The organism is Sphingopyxis sp. H073, from assembly GCF_001468395.1.
GTDB lineage: Bacteria > Pseudomonadota > Alphaproteobacteria > Sphingomonadales > Sphingomonadaceae > Sphingopyxis.
This window is the reverse complement of sequence record NZ_LNSG01000001.1, coordinates 137,950-153,631: the sequence shown is the minus strand read 5'-3', so window position 1 is coordinate 153,631 and position 15,682 is coordinate 137,950. Positions and strand designations below refer to the sequence as shown.

General features: G+C 65.8%; 15 protein-coding genes. 3 read left to right on the top strand and 12 right to left on the bottom strand.

Going from position 1 to position 15,682, the window contains the following annotated elements:
- Positions 1-108: 108 nt before the first annotated feature.
- Together ATE64_RS00770 and ATE64_RS00765 are read left to right on the top strand one after the other, a co-directional pair.
- A complete protein-coding gene (locus ATE64_RS00770) occupies positions 109-858 on the top strand; it encodes a class I SAM-dependent methyltransferase (protein WP_058455673.1) in 750 nt (249 codons plus the stop codon).
- Between the two features lie 17 nt (positions 859-875).
- Entirely contained in the window at positions 876-1,187 is a 312-nt protein-coding gene (locus ATE64_RS00765; RefSeq protein WP_058455672.1) for an alkylphosphonate utilization protein, read from the top strand.
- Between the two features lie 2 nt (positions 1,188-1,189).
- On the opposite strand, the gene ATE64_RS00760 is transcribed toward ATE64_RS00765, so the two are convergent.
- Positions 1,190-1,837, bottom strand: a complete 648-nt coding sequence (locus ATE64_RS00760; protein WP_058455671.1) for a hypothetical protein — start codon at positions 1,835-1,837, stop codon at positions 1,190-1,192.
- Positions 1,838-1,970: 133 nt separating this feature from the next.
- Here ATE64_RS00760 and ATE64_RS00755 point away from each other — a divergent pair, with 133 nt between their 5' ends.
- On the top strand, positions 1,971-2,852 hold the full coding sequence (locus ATE64_RS00755; protein ID WP_156416444.1) for a hypothetical protein: 882 nt from the start codon (positions 1,971-1,973) through the stop codon (positions 2,850-2,852).
- 47 nt (positions 2,853-2,899) lie between these two features.
- Here the strand turns inward: ATE64_RS00755 and ATE64_RS00750 are convergent, their stop codons facing one another.
- The 11 genes from ATE64_RS00750 to pabB form a co-directional block, all read right to left on the bottom strand.
- Positions 2,900-3,892 carry a cupin-like domain-containing protein gene (locus ATE64_RS00750; protein ID WP_058455669.1) on the bottom strand — a complete coding sequence of 331 codons (993 nt, stop codon included), beginning with the start codon at positions 3,890-3,892 and terminating at the stop codon, positions 2,900-2,902.
- Positions 3,893-3,948: 56 nt separating this feature from the next.
- Positions 3,949-5,235 (bottom strand): serine hydrolase domain-containing protein, encoded by a 1,287-nt coding sequence (locus tag ATE64_RS00745; RefSeq protein ID WP_058455668.1) that lies wholly within the window; start codon positions 5,233-5,235, stop codon positions 3,949-3,951.
- A 96-nt stretch (positions 5,236-5,331) separates the two neighbouring features.
- On the bottom strand, positions 5,332-6,690 hold the full coding sequence (locus tag ATE64_RS00740) for a DUF389 domain-containing protein (RefSeq protein ID WP_058455667.1): 1,359 nt from the start codon (positions 6,688-6,690) through the stop codon (positions 5,332-5,334).
- 12 nt (positions 6,691-6,702) lie between these two features.
- On the bottom strand, positions 6,703-7,632 hold the full coding sequence (locus ATE64_RS00735; RefSeq protein WP_058455666.1) for an electron transfer flavoprotein subunit alpha/FixB family protein: 930 nt from the start codon (positions 7,630-7,632) through the stop codon (positions 6,703-6,705).
- Positions 7,629-8,378, bottom strand: a complete 750-nt coding sequence (locus tag ATE64_RS00730; protein WP_058455665.1) for an electron transfer flavoprotein subunit beta/FixA family protein — start codon at positions 8,376-8,378, stop codon at positions 7,629-7,631. Before ATE64_RS00730 ends, ATE64_RS00735 begins: the two co-directional genes overlap by 4 nt.
- Before the next feature lie 275 nt (positions 8,379-8,653).
- On the bottom strand, positions 8,654-9,862 hold the full coding sequence (gene sucC / locus ATE64_RS00725) for an ADP-forming succinate--CoA ligase subunit beta (protein WP_058455664.1): 1,209 nt from the start codon (positions 9,860-9,862) through the stop codon (positions 8,654-8,656).
- A 127-nt stretch (positions 9,863-9,989) separates the two neighbouring features.
- On the bottom strand, positions 9,990-10,301 hold the full coding sequence (locus ATE64_RS00720) for a hypothetical protein (RefSeq protein WP_058455663.1): 312 nt from the start codon (positions 10,299-10,301) through the stop codon (positions 9,990-9,992).
- A gap of 3 nt (positions 10,302-10,304) precedes the next feature.
- On the bottom strand, positions 10,305-11,438 hold the full coding sequence (bla, locus tag ATE64_RS00715; protein ID WP_058455662.1) for a class A beta-lactamase: 1,134 nt from the start codon (positions 11,436-11,438) through the stop codon (positions 10,305-10,307).
- Between the two features lie 137 nt (positions 11,439-11,575).
- On the bottom strand, positions 11,576-12,250 hold the full coding sequence (gene msrA, locus ATE64_RS00710; RefSeq protein WP_058455661.1) for a peptide-methionine (S)-S-oxide reductase MsrA: 675 nt from the start codon (positions 12,248-12,250) through the stop codon (positions 11,576-11,578).
- Between the two features lie 257 nt (positions 12,251-12,507).
- The gene (locus ATE64_RS00705; protein WP_058455660.1) at positions 12,508-13,719 is read right to left on the bottom strand and encodes a pyridoxal phosphate-dependent aminotransferase; all 1,212 of its coding nucleotides are present in this window, start codon (positions 13,717-13,719) and stop codon (positions 12,508-12,510) included.
- A 127-nt stretch (positions 13,720-13,846) separates the two neighbouring features.
- On the bottom strand, positions 13,847-15,661 hold the full coding sequence (gene pabB / locus ATE64_RS00700) for an aminodeoxychorismate synthase component I (RefSeq protein WP_058455728.1): 1,815 nt from the start codon (positions 15,659-15,661) through the stop codon (positions 13,847-13,849).
- Between the last annotated feature and the right edge of the window lie 21 nt (positions 15,662-15,682).

The following is a 15,682-nucleotide window of genomic DNA, read 5'->3' as shown; positions in this document are numbered from 1 at the left end:
TTTGGTTTCTAGGTGAAACCTATCACCAAAATCAGGATGTGCAAATTATGGCGCCGGACGCGTTCCAAGGCGCTATGATGTCGCAACAAACCATAAGGAGTCGATGCCATGATCCGCCCGCTGACCCTTGCCATCCTGCTTGCCCTCGCCGCTCCGTCGGTCGCTGCGAAACAGACCCCTGTCCCCGACAACAAGGCCGCGCTCGCCGACCCGGCGCGCCCGGCCGCCGACCGCGAGCGCGACGCGGCGCGCAAACCCGCGGAGCTGCTCGCCTTTGCCGGGATCAAGCCGGGGCAAAAGGTCGGCGACTTCGTGATGGGCGGCGGTTATCTGACCCGCATCCTCGCGGGTGCTGTCGGTCCCGCGGGAAAAGTCTATGCCTTCCAGCCCGCCGAGTTCATCGCGTTCAAGAAGCAATATGGCGACGATCAGGCTGCGATCGATGCTGCCTATGCCAATGTCGATGCGGTCGCGGGGCCGTTCGCGGCGCCGGCGTTCCCCGAACCCCTCGACGCGATCATCACCGTCCAGAATTTCCACGACCTTTACCTCAAGCCCTTCCCCGCAGGCACGGGCGCCAAGGCAAGCGCGGCGCTGTTCGCGGCGCTGAAGCCTGGCGGGACGCTGATCGTCGTCGACCATAGCGCTGCCGCGGGCAGCGGCACGACGCTGTCGGACAGCCTACACCGCATCGACAAAGCGGCGGTGGTCGCGGCGCTGACGGACGCGGGATTCAGGCTGGACGCATCCAGCGATCTTTACAAGCAAACGGCCGATCCGCTTACCGCCAACGTGTTCGACCCGGCCATTCGCGGCAAGACCGACCAGTTCACGCTGCGTTTCCGCAAACCCGAATAAGATAGCAGAGCGAGATCATGACCAGCGACGACGATGATTATGTCTATGACGAAGCGAGCGGCGAATGGTTGCCCGTCGGCGAAGCCCGCGCCCGCGCCGAAGCCGCGAATGCGCTTCCGCAAGCGAAGGATGCGGTCGGCAATGTGTTGAACGATGGCGACTCGGTCGTCCTCATCAAGGATCTGCCGGTGAAGGGCGCGGGGCAGACGCTCAAGGTCGGGACGGTGATCAAGTCGATCCGGCTGACCTCCGATCCCGAGGAAATCGACTGCCGCTACGAAGGCATCAAGGGCCTCGTCCTGCGCACCGAATTCGTGAAAAAGCGTTAGAGTCAGCGGCGGAGCTTCTTCATATGCCGGTCATACCATCTGCCGGCGAAATGCAGCGACCAGGCGAGCGGGATCGCCACGAACGCCCAACGCCAGTCGAAGCGGTCGATCAGGCCGTCGTCGAGGTGCGAAAAATAGCCAAGCAGGATGATCGGAACGACGACGGCGAGCGACGCGATCTGGAACCAGTTCGTGCCGCGGCCGAGGCGCCCGGCGTCGATCGGCAGCGGCGCGCGCGCGGCGACCGCCGCCTCGATCGCGTCGCGCCGGCTTCGCCACCCCCCGACATAGTCCCAGATTTCGAGGCCGACGAGGCCGACCTCGACCACGAAGACGCCGAGCCCGATCGCCGCCGCATGGAAACGCTGCGGGATATCCATGACGTCGAGCAGCCAGCCCCCGCCGAAGACGATCGCCAGCAACGCGCCGATCGCCCATGCCGCCTGGACGGGGATCGAGGCGATCATCGCATCGACATGCGTCTCGAGGTCGGCGCGCCAGCGTGCGATTTCGTCCGGCCGGACGCTGCGCCCGCGGCCGTCGCGGCCGCGATAGGCAGGGCCCATCGACGTGTCGACGAACCAGCGCTCGAAACGCCGAAGCTCGGTGTCGCGGATCTGCCGCTTCTGATAGTCGCTGACGAGTGCCATCGGTCGCCCCTTCCCCGCGTCGCATAGCGGGATGGACCTTAAGGCGACGATAAGGGCCGCCCTTACATCGGCGGGAATAATGATCTAGATTCAGCCGTCTTTCCGAAGTGCAAAGGGCCATATGCAGACGTCCGTGGCGAATTCTCTCGAACGGGACATGGCGGCCGGGTTGCACGCGATCCCATGGATGGCGTTGCCCGCCGTGCCGCCCGGCACGAAGCTCAGCGCGACGCGGGCCCATGTTGCCGCGCGCCGCGTCCGGCTTGCTCCCCGCACCGAGGTACTGGCGCCGGCAAACGGCGCCGGGCCCTGGGCGCTCTATTTCGCGTTTGCGCCCGATGGCCGGGCGCTGGGCCAGCACCGGTTCACGATGACGCGGCTGCGCGAACAGGGGTTTCGCATCTTGCTCGTCGTGGCGTGTAACGGCCTTCCCGATGCCAATTTCATGTCCGCCGATGCCGTGATCAGAAAGGAGCTGAACGGCTTCGACTTCTCGGGCTATGCGATCGGACTCGACCATCTTGCCGACACGGTCGGCCGCACCGACGTGCTGGTCCTGAACGACAGCGTCTTCGGTCCCTTTGCCGACATGCGCACATTTTTCGCGCGCACGCCGTTTCGCATGACAGGCTTCACGGCAAGCTACGCGGTCGAACCGCATCTGCAAAGCTACGCCTTTCTGATCCGCGATTTCGATCGCGCCTATATGGAAGGATTGCGGCCGGTCATGTGGCGCCGGTTCGCCTGCAGCCACCATGGCGGCGTGGCCTTCCTGCAGGAGACCCGGCTGGGCCGGATTGCGGCGCGGATGGGGTCGGTGGGGTCGGTCTGGACGCCATCAGACCCGATTTACGATCTGACGATGAGCGATCCGCTGGGGTTGTTGGCCGCCGGCTATCCCTTTCTGAAGCGTTCGGTGATCGGAAAATTCTCCGACGGCTTCGACAGCGATGCGATGATTGCCGCGTTGACGGCACGCGACCACCCGATCGAACGCACGTCCTACGCCGCCTGACCGCGGCGACAGAACGGAGCTTGCCTGCGGCAAAGCGCAAGAAGGCGCTAGAGCGCGCCCCACGACCGATAGTCCTCGACATGCGCATTGGGTCGGCGAAAGCTGGTGAAGCTCATGCTCGCCGACAGGTCGAGCGCCTCGACCTGGTGCCACCAGCCGACCGGCAGAAAGATACCTTCGCCCGGCCCGATGATCGTTTCGAGGATCGGCGGCGTCGCGCCATCGCCTTCGCCCGCGGGTAGCGGATCATTGCCCCAGTCGGAGAAGCAGTGGCGGCTGTTGCGCATCCGCGCAAAGGCCCAGGGCGGCGCCATGCGAACGCGCTTGCGGCCGATCACCTGCACGAGCAGATTATTGGTGAGATCATGGTGCCACGGCGTGAGCGTGCCGCGCGGCCCGAGCCAGAAGAAGCCGTCGCGCTCACGCCTGTCGTCCAGCAGCGCAATCGGCGCCATATCGTCCCACAAGGGCGCGAGCGCCGCGGCATTGCTGCCGCTGTTGTAGGCGGTCAGATAGATGTCGTTGCTCGCCTCGTCCTTGCGCAGCCAGTCGATCAGTTCGCCGAAGCGGACGAGGCGGCGGTGGTCGTCCTTGTCGAGTTCGTAATCCGGATCGCGCTCGCGTTCGACCTGCGCCTCGACCACGTTGTTGCCCGCGACCGCGTCGAAATGATCGAGCGACCAGCGCGTCAGCGCGGGCCAATGGTCGATGATACCGGTCAGCTTCGCGGGCCGGTTCGCCTCGTAATAATGCCGGTAAAATAATTCGGTGTCGGGCTTGTCGAGCATATCGAGCGCGAAGCCGCCCTCCGCCTCGAACGCGAGGCGCTGCTGGTTCGCAAACAGCCAGCCCTGCTTCGCCATCCGCGCCGCCTGCTGCCGCAGCATCGCCGCCATCGGATCCTTCGCCAGCCGGTCGACCTCGTACTTCGCCGCCGCCGCCGACACGCCCGCTTCGACCAGCCGCGCGTGGAGCAGCGCATCGTCGTCGCCCGCCGCCAGGCCTTCGGCAAGCAGCATGCGTTTGTCGGGCTGGGCCATCGTCACAATCTCCTCGGCCCGCTCAAGGCCAGCGACATGACAAAAGCATGACAGCGTCAGTCGCCTGGTGGCCCCTTGTAATCCGCGCCATAGACCGCGGCGCGGAAATCGCGGTGGAGCGTGCCGTCATAGGGCATCGTCTGGACGAAAAAGACCGCGGTCAGCTTGTTCACCGGATCGACCCAGAACAAGGTCGAGGCCGCGCCGTCCCAGAAAAATTCCCCGACAGCGCCGCGATTTTCCCCAGATGTCTGCGGCGGCCGCTTGCGCACCGCGAAATCCAGGCCGAAGCCGACCGCGCCCTTTTCGGGGAGCCACAGCCGCTCGGCGATCGCGGGGTCGAGCTGGTCGGTCGCCATCAGCTTCACCGTCGAAGGCTGGAGAATGCGCGCACCGTCGAGTTCGCCTTCGTTCAGCAGCATCCGCGCGAACCGCTGATAATCGTCGAGCGTCGAGGCGAGCCCGAAACCGCCGGGCGTCAGCGCGTGGTCCTGAAAATTGAGCGTCCGCGCCTCCGCATCGGGCATCTGTCCGAGCTTGCCGTCCTGCTTGACGTTCATCGCCGCGAAGCGCGGCAGGCGTGCGTCGGGCTGGCGCCACGCGGTGTCGGTCATCTTCAGCCGCTCGAAGATATGCTCGCGGACATAGTCGGCGAAAGGCTGGCCCGACAGCTTCTCGACCAGCGCCGCCTGCACATCGACGCCGATGCTGTAGCTCCACTGGGTTCCGGGCTGGAAGAGCAACGGGACCCCGGCGAGGCGGCGGTTCATCTCGGGAAGCCCGATCGTCAGGGCGAGCGGGTCGGCGGCGACATAGGCGTTGTGCGCCGGAGTCGGCCCCGGACCATAGGCGAAACCCGCCGTGTGGCGCATGACGTCGCGGATCGTGATCGGACGCTCGGCCGGAACATAGATCGGCTGGCCCGCCGCATCGCGGCCCGCATAGACGCGCATGGCCGCATATTCGGGGAAATATTTCGCCAGCGGGTCGTCAAGGTGGAACCTGCCCCGTTCCCAGAGCTGCATCAGGGCAACCCCGGTCACCGGCTTGGTCATCGAGAAGATCTGCGCGATCGTATCGCGGCGCATCGGCCGCCCGGCCTTGCGGTCGGCCATACCGGCACTGCCGAAATAAACCTCCTTGCCATCCCGCCAGATCAGCGCCGAAGCCCCCGCGGCGCGGCCGCTGTCGACCATATGTCTCAGGGCGGTGTCTATCCGCGCCTTGTCGATCCTCGGCGCCTCGGCCGCTGCCGGCCGCGCTTGCAGCGGCCGCCCGATCGCCGCCGACGCTGCACACGCCATCGTCATCGCCAGCGCCATTGCCAGTCGCTTGCCGCGCATATCGTCTCTCCGCCGTCGCCGCGGTTCGTCGCGGATCGGCGCGCACCACATGGCATCGGACAGGATGGGTCAACCCGAATAGGTTTGCGGGAAAGGCTATTCGGTCGTCGCTGGTTCCGCAGCGGGCGTTTTCGCGGCGGTCAGATCGCCGTTCTGGATCAGCCATTGCGGATAACCCGCCTGCACCGACGCCATGATCCGGTCAATCGCCGCGGCAACCTGTTCGCCTTCGGCCTCGCGGTCGCGCTGGACGATCACGCGGCGCGCCTGCGCGTCGATCAGCACCCGCTCGCGCGGCAGCAATTCACCGACCGTCAGTCCCGCGAGGATCGCGCGGCTGTCCTCCTCGCGCCGTTCGAGCGTCGCAAGGCGGCGATTGAGTTGCTCTTCGACCTGCACTGCGGCGTTCGTCTGCTGCCTCAGCTGGACGATGCTGACGCGCACATTGCGATCGAGTTCGCCGTGAACTTTCGCCGCGAGTTGCGTGTCGAGCTTTGCGGCATAACGATCGACAAGCACGACGCCGTCGATAGCAACCGCGTCACGCTCTATCCGGACGTTGAGGCTGTCGACGCGATCGTTTTCGTCGAGTAGCGACCTGAGTTCGGTTTGCACGATCGATCGGGCGCGCACCTCGCCCGCCAGGCTGTTGAGCGTCAGCGCGAGCGGGATCGACAATATGCCCAGCGTCGTGACGATGCCGGCGACCTGCATCGCCGTATGCTGCGGCGTCAACGATGGTCCGAATTTGTTGATTCGCGCCACGATCGTCGCGGCAAAGGCGATCGCAAGCGTGTTGGTGAGGAACAGCAACGCCGCACCCAGCGCAAAGTCGAAGCGGCCGGTCGCCAGCCCGAAACCGACGGTCGACAGCGGCGGAACCAGTGCGGTCGCGATGGCCACACCGACCATCACCCCCGACAGCTTGCGCATGATCGCATAGACGCCAGCAATGCCGCCGACGACCGCGACACCGAGGTCGAGCAGCGTGGGCTGTGTCCGAGCGCGCAGTTCAAGGGTGACGTCGCGGATCGGCGACAGCCAGATGAGGAACATCGCGACGAGGATGGCGACCGCCATGCCCGCCGCCATCGTCACCAGGGAACGCTTGATCAGGTTGCTTTCGAGCGTCGCAAGGCCAAACCCGATACCCATGATCGGACCAAGCAGCGGCGATACGAGCATCGCGCCGATGACTACCGCCGTCGAGCTCTGCAGAAGGCCGAGCGTTGCGATCGCAGCCGACAGCGTGATTAGCAGCAGGAATTTCTTGTTGAGCCGCGCGTCGCGCGCGACGCTCGCGAGGACGAGAGCGCGCCCGTGGACCTCGTCGTCGCCGAGGCCATTGTCGTCATCATCGACCTCGCGGCCGGCTCCGGGGCGCGCGGACCGGCGACCACCCGCGTTGAACGGTGCATCGCCCAGTCCGGGCACCCCGGGATGGTTGCCGGCCATATGGGCGGACGGTTAGATCTTGCCGGTCAGTTCGGGAACGGCATTGAACAGATCGGCGACGAGGCCGAAGTCGGCGACCTGGAAGATCGGCGCGTCCTCGTCCTTGTTGATCGCGACGATCGTCTTCGAATCCTTCATGCCCGCGAGATGCTGGATCGCACCCGAGATGCCGATCGCGAAATAGACTTCGGGGGCGACGATCTTGCCGGTCTGGCCGACCTGATAGTCGTTGGGGACATAGCCCGCGTCGACCGCGGCGCGGCTGGCGCCGAGCGCTGCGCCGAGCTTGTCGGCGAGCGGAACGATGACTTCCTGATATTTCTCGCTCGAACCCAGCGCGCGGCCGCCCGACACGATGATCTTCGCCGAGGTGAGCTCTGGGCGATCCTGCTTGGCGATCTCGGCGCCGACGAAGCTCGAGATGCCCGTGTCGCCGCCAGCCGAGACTGCCTCGACCGTACCCGAACCACCGGTTGCAGCAGCCTTCTCGAAGGCGGTGCCGCGAACGGTCAGGACCAGCTTCGCGTCCGACGATTCGACGGTCGCGATGGCGTTGCCGGCGTAGATCGGACGAGTGAAGGTCTTCGGACCCTCGACCGACAGGATTTCCGAAATCTGCATGACGTCGAGCAGCGCGGCAACGCGCGGCGCGATATTCTTGCCGGTGGTCGTGGCGGGCGCGACGAAGGCGTCGTGCGACGCCATCAGCTCGGCGACGAGCGGCGCGATATTTTCGGGCAGGTTGTGACCGAAAGCGGCGTTGTCGGCGACATGCACCTTCTGGACGCCCGCGATCTGCGCGGCGGCACTGGCGACACCGCCGACGCCCTCGCCCGCGACGAGCAGGTGGACTTCGCCAAGCTTCGACGCAGCGGTCACCGCGGCGAGCGTGGCATCCTTGACGGCGCTGCCGTCATGTTCGACCCAAACGAGCGTTTTCATGAGTGCACTCCCATCGCCTTGAGCTTGGCAACCAGTTCATCGACATCGGCGACCTTGACGCCCGCCGAGCGGACGGGCGGTTCGGACACCTTGACCGTCTTGACCCGCGGCGTCGTGTCGACGCCGTAGTCGGCGGGGGTCTTGGTATCGAGCGGCTTCGACTTCGCCTTCATGATGTTCGGCAGCGACGCATAGCGCGGCTCGTTCAGGCGCAGGTCGGTTGTGACGATCGCGGGAAGCTTCAGCTTCACCGTTTCGAGACCGCCGTCGACTTCGCGCGTCACGCTGACATGATCGCCCTCGACATTGACCGCGCTGGCGAAGGTGCCCTGCGCCCAGCCCGTGAGCGCGGCGAGCATCTGGCCGGTCTGGTTGTTGTCGCCGTCGATCGCCTGCTTGCCAAGGATCACGAGACCCGGCTGCTCCGCGTCAGCAATCGCCTTGAAGATCTTGGCAAGTGCGAGCGGCTCGACCTCATCGTCGGTCTGCACCAGGATCGCGCGGTCGGCGCCCATCGCGAGCGCGGTGCGCAGCGTTTCCTGCGCCTTCGCCGGACCGACGGACACGGCGACGATCTCGGTCGCGACGCCCTTTTCCTTGAGGCGGATCGCTTCTTCGACACCGATCTCGTCGAACGGGTTCATCGACATCTTCACATTGGCGAGGTCAACGCCGGTGCCGTCGGCCTTGACCCGCGGCTTCACGTTGTAATCGAGCACCCGCTTGACGGGGACGAGGATTTTCATGGCTTTAAAAGCTCCTCTCAGCAAATTGTGCACTGCGCCATAGTTGCGCTTTACGTAAACGTCAACCTAGCAGTCCCCAAACCCCTTCTCCCTTGAGGGGAGAAGGATAGGGAGCCTTATCGCCGCAGGCGATTAGGCGGACTTGGATGAGGGTGAGCGGAGCAAAGCTCCGCGCGAGCCTTTGGCTCGCATACCTCTCACCCGGCTTCGACTAGCGAGCAAGCTCGCAACTCTCCGCATCCCTCTCCCACAAGGGGAGAGGGTCTAGTCTCTTATCACGCAGCCTTGGCAACCTCGGCGACGATTTTCTTTGCCGCGTCGCCCAGATCGTTGGCCGCGACGATCGGCAGCCCCGAATTGGCGAGGATGTCCTTGCCCTGCTGGACGTTCGTGCCTTCGAGGCGGACGACGAGCGGGACCGACAGGTTCACTTCTTTCGCCGCGGCGACGATACCCTCGGCGATGATGTCGCACTTCATGATGCCGCCGAAGATGTTGACGAGGATGCCCTCGACCGCCGGGTCCTTCAGGATGATCTTGAACGCCGCCGTGACCTTTTCCTTGCTGGCGCCGCCGCCGACGTCGAGGAAGTTCGCCGGGAAGGCGCCGTTCAGCTTGATGATGTCCATCGTCGCCATCGCGAGGCCGGCGCCGTTGACCATGCAGCCGATGTTGCCGTCGAGCTTGATGTAGGCGAGGTCATATTCGGACGCCTCGACTTCGGCCGGGTCTTCCTCGGTCAGGTCGCGCAGTTCGGCGATATCCTTGTGGCGGAACATGGCATTGCCGTCGAAGCCCAATTTGGCGTCGAGGACGAGCAGTTCGTCGCCGTTCGCGCCTTCGCAGACGGCGAGCGGGTTGATCTCGATCTGCTCGGCATCGGTCGCGAGGAACGCATCATAGAGGCCGGCAAGAACCTTCGCAGCCTGCTTCGCGAGATCGCCGTCGAGTTCGAGCGCGGCGGCGACGCTGCGGCCGTGGTGCGGCATCAGGCCGGTCGCGGGGTCGATCGTGATCGTGTGGATCTTTTCGGGCGTGTTGTGCGCAACGGTTTCGATGTCCATCCCGCCTTCGGTCGAGGCGACGACCGCGATGCGGCTCGATGCGCGGTCGACGAGCAGCGCGAGATAATATTCTTTCTTAATGTCGGCGCCGTCGGTGATGTAGAGGCGGTTGACCTGCTTGCCATGCTCGCCGGTCTGGATCGTCACCAGCGTGTTGCCGAGCATTTCGCGCGCGTGGCTTTCGACTTCCTCCAGCGTCTTGGCCAGGCGGACGCCGCCCTTCGCATCGGGGCCGAGTTCCTTGAACTTGCCCTTGCCGCGGCCACCCGCATGGATCTGCGACTTCACGACATAAAGCGGCCCGGGCAGCTGCTTCGCCGCAGCGACAGCTTCCTCGACGCTCATCGCGGCGATGCCCTTGGGGATGGCAACGCCAAATTTCGCGAGCAGTTCTTTCGCCTGATATTCGTGGATGTTCATGAGGTCTGCCGGGCCTTTCGACTCTGGAAGGGGAGAAGAATGGCGCCGCATAAGCACAAGTTGCGCGGCAAGGCTACCCCTGCCGCGTCCAGAAAAACTTGGACTGCCGAAAGCGCGGGCTAAGTCGTTAACGCAGCGCGCAAAGCGCCGCCGAACTGGTCGTCACGGTCAATATCTCGGGATCCTTGAGCGCGCGGACCTTGTGCAGGAACTGGTCGAACGACAGGTCGCCGAGCCGCTTCTCCTTCAGGCTGCCCAGCGCCGACAGGCGACGAAGCTGTACGAGCGACAGCCGGTCGACCATCCGTTCGGCCATGCACGCCGACATCGCCTTGGAAAGCCCGGCATTATTGAGCCCGGTGCGCAATCGCGCCTCGGGGGTGGCGCAGCCCGCGAGCATCAGCGTGGCGGCGACCAGAGGCAGAATGGCAAAACGCATCGTCTATCTTCCATGAAATTCGGCAACGGCGCCCGATACCGCCTGCATGAGCTGCATACGAGCGGGAATCGGCGACGCCGTACTACCCATCATCACGACGATCGCATAGCGCGTGCCGTCGGGCGCGGTGGCAATGCCGATGTCGTTATAGCCCGCGGTCATGCCGTTCAGATCCTGCCCGGTCCCGGTCTTGTGCACAAACTGCCAGCCGGCCGGGAGCCCGGCCTTGAGGCGCTTCGGCCCGCTCTTCGTCCGGCTCATCACGCCAAGCAGATAGTCGGTCGATTCGGGCGACAACAATGTCCCGCGCGCAAGCCGAGTGAGGCCGCTCGCGATCGCCGAGGGGCTCGCGCCATCGACCGGGTTTGCCAGATAATTGTCCATCGCCGCGCGGCGCGTCGCGGGCGGCAGCGCGGCGCGAGCCGTCTGGAAGTTGCGGCCGATCGAATAGCTCTGCTGCCACGTCAGCCCGGCGGTGCCGGCCTGCAGCAGCCGTTCGCCGGGGCCGAAGCGGATCGAGCCCAGATCCTTTTTGCGAAGAAAGGCGCGCACCGCCTCGGGACCGCCGACGGTGCGCAACAGGCTGTCGTTCGCAAGATTGTCGCTGTGGGTGATCGCGGTCTCGATAAGGTCGCGAACGCTCATCGTCACGCTCCCCTCGGCGCGGACGCGAGCGGCGAGCGGCTGGTGGAAGACGACCAGATCCTCTGGACCGATCCGCACCCGCTGGTCGAGGCTCAACCGGCCGTTGTCCACCGCGTCGAGCACCGTCATCGCCACCCACAGCTTCGAAACGCTCTGCTGAGGGAAGAGGTCGGGGCCACGCTGCGCGATCGCCCATTCGCCGTCGATGCGCTGGACCGCGATGCCGACCCTGCCCGGATAGGCGCGCCACAGCGCATAGATCCGATCGCTGAGGCCGGGTGCAGGGCGGCGGAAGCCGGGATCCAGCGTCCCGCGCGGCGGGGCCGCGTTGCGCACCGGCTGCCCGATCGGCACCGTCACGGCGCCCGAACCTTTCGGCGCTTGCGCCTGACGCGGCGGCGGCACAATCGCCGCGCTGCTCACGCACCCCGCGAGCAAGGCGGCACCAATCGTCAAACCGAGCAGCGGCCTGCCCGAAAAGTGAAACGTCATTCAAACCCCGCGGCTACAGCCGTCATCATCGTCCCGACCCCTTTGGTCGGCCTATTGGTCCCGCAGGCGGGCGGCAGGGGCCAGCGATTTGCGACGAATGATTCCCGACGCACGGTGAGCGGCGGAACCTCTGCCGGTCAGGGCGCCGGAACCTTGCGTACAAGGTCGGGATAGAGGCGCTTCAAGGCTGCGAGCTTCGGCGCATCCCATCGCACGATGTAGGGATTCGATGGGTTCAGCCGCATGAAATTCTGGTGACTCGCTTCGGCCGGATAGAAGGTCTTGTAGCTTTCGATCGGCACGATCACCGGCTTCGCGAAATATTTCCCCTTGCCGATCTGCGCCAGATAGGCGGTTGCCACCTGTCGCTGCGTCGCATCCAACGGAACGATCGCGGCACGATATTGGGTGCCCGAGTCGGGACCCTGACGGTTCTTGAGCGTCGGGTCGGCAACGACCGAAAACAGCACGCGCAGCAGCGTGCCATAGCTGACCTGCGTCGGGTCATAGACGATGCGCACCGCCTCGGCATGGCCCGAGGTGCCGTCGTGCGTCAGCTCGTATTTCGCGGTCGCCCTGCTGCCGCCATGATAGCCCGACTCGACCGAGATCACGCCCTTCACATTCGAAAAGACGCCCTCGACGCCCCAGAAACAGCCGCCCGCGAGGACGGCCGTCGCGCGCTTGGCCTTGACGACCGGGTCGACAGCGGCAGCGGGGAGCTTGACGACGCTTTCGGCCTGCGCGGGCGCGCATTGCGAAAGGACGGCCGCGGCGAGCAGGGCGACGAGCGGGCGGACCCGCGGCGTCACAGCGCCATCGCGAACGCCGGATGCTGGATCATCACGATCAGCCCGCCGATCGCGAAGCCGGCGAGCATGGTCGGAAACCAGTCGGAGCGGAGAAGGGAAACCATGGGAGCCTCTTTTTTGCATGTCATCTTATACGGTGGAGCCGGAGCCCCGGTTACACCGAACGATATGGCGCGCCCCTTGCCATCGTGCAGTGATCGCCGTCACCCTTAAGGGAGACGGCTTACTATCGGGTGAACCGACCTGTTGTCCGCGGTTCAGCTTAGCGCCGCGCACGCCTGCTGGATGCGCACGCAGGCTTCCTTGAGCACCGCTTCCGACGTCGCATAGGAGACGCGGAACGCCGGCGACAGGCCGAAGGCGCCGCCATGCACCGCCGCAACGCGTGCGCTGTCGAGGAAATAGTCGATCAGTGCCTCGTCGGTGTCGATCAGCTTTCCATCGGGGGTCTTCTTGCCCATGCAGTCGCTCGCGTCGGGATAGACGTAGAAGGCGCCGTCGGGGACCGGGCACGACAGGCCCGGCGCGTCGTTGAGCATCGCGACGACCATGTCGCGGCGCTTCCGGAACGCGGCATTGCGGTCGTCGAGAAACTGCTGCGGCCCGCCGAGCGCGGCCGCAGCAGCGGCCTGCGCGATCGAACAGGGGTTCGAGGTCGACTGCGACTGCAGCTTGCCCATCGCCTTGATCAGCCAGGCGGGCCCCCCGGCATAACCGATGCGCCAGCCGGTCATCGCATAGGCCTTCGAACAGCCGTTCACCGTGAGGATGCGGTCGATGAGGTCGGGGCAGCGCTGGGCGATCGTCGAGAATTCGAAATCGGCGTACCAGACATGCTCGTACATATCGTCGGTCATCACCATCACATGCGGATGACGGCGCACGACCTCGCCGATCGCGTCGAGCTCTTGCGGCGAATAGGCCGCGCCCGACGGGTTCGACGGCGAGTTGAAGATGATCCAGCGCGTCCTTTCGGTGATCGCCGCGTCGAGCTGCGCGGGCGTGATCTTGTAGTTCTGCGCTGCCGACGCCTCGATCACGACGGGCTTGCCGCCGCAGAAGGCAACGATATCGGGGTAGCTTACCCAATAAGGCGCAGGGATGATCACTTCATCGCCCTTGTCGACGGTCGCGACGAGTGCGTTGAACAGCGTGTGCTTGCCGCCGACGTTCACCGTGATCTGGTCGAGGCCGTATTCGAGGCCGTTGTCGCGGCGGAACTTGCCGCGGATCGCTTCCTTGAGCGCGACGGTGCCGTCGACGAGCGTATATTTGGTCTGGCCATTGCGAATCGCCTCGATCGCCGCTTCCTTGACGAAGTCCGGCGTGTCGAAATCGGGCTCGCCCGCCGACAGGCCGATCACGTCGATGCCTTCGGCTTTCAGCTTGGCGACGCGCGCGGTCATCGCGAGCGTAGCCGACGGCTGGATGCGGTTCAGGGCGGCGGACGTATGCGGCTTCAGCGACATGGGTCAGGCTTTCCGTGGCTTGCGCGGATCGATTGCGAATTGACAGGAAATTGCGCGCGGCCGCGCCTAAAGCCTCCGGCTCATATTCGCAAGCGCGCAGCGGTATAATTTACCTATGCACCGCGCGTCACGCGGGCGAAGGCTCGGCCAGCCGCGCCGGAACCAGCCCGCGAAGCGAATTGCCGATATAGAATCCCTCGGCAAGATCGGCGAGCCGCAGGTGCGATTCGGCGGCGCGGCCCTTTTCGATCAGTTCGGCGCGCAGCACCCCGGGCAGCAGCCCGAGCGACAGCGGCGGGGTCAGCAGCACGCCGTCGCGCTCGACGAAGATATTGCTCCAGCTCCCCTCGGTGACGAAGCCCGGTTCGTCGACGAACACGACTTCCGCCGCACCGCTCTCGATCCGCGCCGCGTCATAGGCCGCGCGCAGGCTGGTCTTGTGCGCCAGGCGGAAATCGTCCGCCGCCATCGGCGCGGGCCGCGCGACGACGGGCACGGGCAGTTCGGCAAGGCGTGGCAACGGCGACACCTCGATCGCCAGTGCGCCCGACGACGAAAGCCGCATCCGCACTCGCGCCGCGGTACGAAGGCGGAAGGTCGCCGATTGCAGGCTGTTGCGCGCGCCATGGCGGTCGAACGCGAAACCGAATGCCGCAGCGCTCGCCTTCATCCGGGCCAGATGCCCTTCAAGGCGCTGAACGCCCTCGACAGGGTCGAAAAACATCGTCTCGAGAAGGTCGAAGCTTTCCCCCGCTGCGCCCACAAATTCCCCCTTGGCCAGACATTCGCGCCATTCCTCCGCCGGCTGGCTATCGGCGACGATCCCGGAGCCGAGCCCCAGCGTGGCGCAAGCCGCGCCGTCGCGCAAGCCGCTCTGCGACGGAAAGATCAGCGTGCGGATCGCAACGTTGAACGCCGCGTCACCCCCTGCCTCGATGAAGCCGATCGACCCCGTGTAGAGGCCGCGCGCATCGCTCTCCAGCTCGTCGATGATTTCCATCGCGCGCACCTTCGGCGCGCCGGTGATCGATCCGCAGGGGAAGGCGGCGCGCAGGACGTCGACCGCCCCCGCCCATTCGGGCAGCGTCGCGGTGACGTCCGACACAAGCTGGTGGATCGTCGGAAAGCTTTCGACGCGGAACAGATCGGGCACCGCGACCGTCCCCGGCACCGCGACGCGCGACAGGTCGTTGCGGATGAGGTCGACAATCATCAGATTTTCGGCGCGCTGCTTCGGATCGGCCGCCAGCTCGCGCGCCGCGGCCGCGTCGGCCGCCCCATCGGCCAGCCGCGCCGCGGTGCCCTTCATCGGCCGCGCCATCACCTCGCGCCCGCGCAGCGCGAAGAAAAGCTCGGGCGAGTGCGACGCGATCGCCTGCGTGCCGGTCCAGATGAAACCGCCATAGCCGGCGCGCGCGGTCCGGCGCAGCCGCGCATAGACCGCGAGCGGATCGCCGAGCACCGGCACGTCGGCGCGGAAGGTCAGGTTTGCCTGATAGATGTCGCCCGCGCGGATATAATCGAGCACGCGCGCCACCGCTGCCTCATAGGCCGCGCGCGCGATACGCGGTGCGACTCGGCCGACCCACGCGGCGTCGGGATCGGGAAAGAGAGCTGGCACGGCATCGGCTGCGATCCGCTCGACGCTCCGGAACAGTCCGAACCATGCCAGCGGCGCATCGTCGCCGGGATCGCCCGCCGCACCGCGCCACGCGGGCGCCAGTCCCTTCCCGGCTTCATAGGCCAGGTAGCCCGCGGCGTGGAGCCCGCGGCGCGGCGCGGCTTCGAGCTGATCGAGCAGCGCGGGAATCTGGTCTGCCGACGCCGCTGTCAGCACCTGGGCCGGGTCGCGGAATAGGCGTGCCGGCACGGCGCCATGCACGCGTGCATCGTCGAGAAGGACGAAGGCCTGCTCGTCCGGACCTGTTGCCAGTCGCATCATCGCCGTCGTCGGCAAACCTCC

Bases quoted from the DNA above. Each gene is read 5' to 3' on its own strand.
- ATE64_RS00770 (WP_058455673.1), top strand. From the start codon at position 109: ATGATCCGCCCGCTGACCCTTGCCATCCTGCTTGCCCTCGCCGCTCCG.
- ATE64_RS00765 (WP_058455672.1), top strand. From the start codon at position 876: ATGACCAGCGACGACGATGATTATGTCTATGACGAAGCGAGCGGCGAA.
- ATE64_RS00760 (WP_058455671.1), bottom strand. From the start codon at position 1,837: ATGGCACTCGTCAGCGACTATCAGAAGCGGCAGATCCGCGACACCGAG.
- ATE64_RS00750 (WP_058455669.1), bottom strand. From the start codon at position 3,892: ATGGCCCAGCCCGACAAACGCATGCTGCTTGCCGAAGGCCTGGCGGCG.
- ATE64_RS00745 (WP_058455668.1), bottom strand. From the start codon at position 5,235: ATGCGCGGCAAGCGACTGGCAATGGCGCTGGCGATGACGATGGCGTGT.
- ATE64_RS00740 (WP_058455667.1), bottom strand. From the start codon at position 6,690: ATGGCCGGCAACCATCCCGGGGTGCCCGGACTGGGCGATGCACCGTTC.
- ATE64_RS00735 (WP_058455666.1), bottom strand. From the start codon at position 7,632: ATGAAAACGCTCGTTTGGGTCGAACATGACGGCAGCGCCGTCAAGGAT.
- ATE64_RS00730 (WP_058455665.1), bottom strand. From the start codon at position 8,378: ATGAAAATCCTCGTCCCCGTCAAGCGGGTGCTCGATTACAACGTGAAG.
- sucC (WP_058455664.1), bottom strand. From the start codon at position 9,862: ATGAACATCCACGAATATCAGGCGAAAGAACTGCTCGCGAAATTTGGC.
- ATE64_RS00720 (WP_058455663.1), bottom strand. From the start codon at position 10,301: ATGCGTTTTGCCATTCTGCCTCTGGTCGCCGCCACGCTGATGCTCGCG.
- bla (WP_058455662.1), bottom strand. From the start codon at position 11,438: ATGACGTTTCACTTTTCGGGCAGGCCGCTGCTCGGTTTGACGATTGGT.
- ATE64_RS00705 (WP_058455660.1), bottom strand. From the start codon at position 13,719: ATGTCGCTGAAGCCGCATACGTCCGCCGCCCTGAACCGCATCCAGCCG.
- pabB (WP_058455728.1), bottom strand. From the start codon at position 15,661: ATGATGCGACTGGCAACAGGTCCGGACGAGCAGGCCTTCGTCCTTCTC.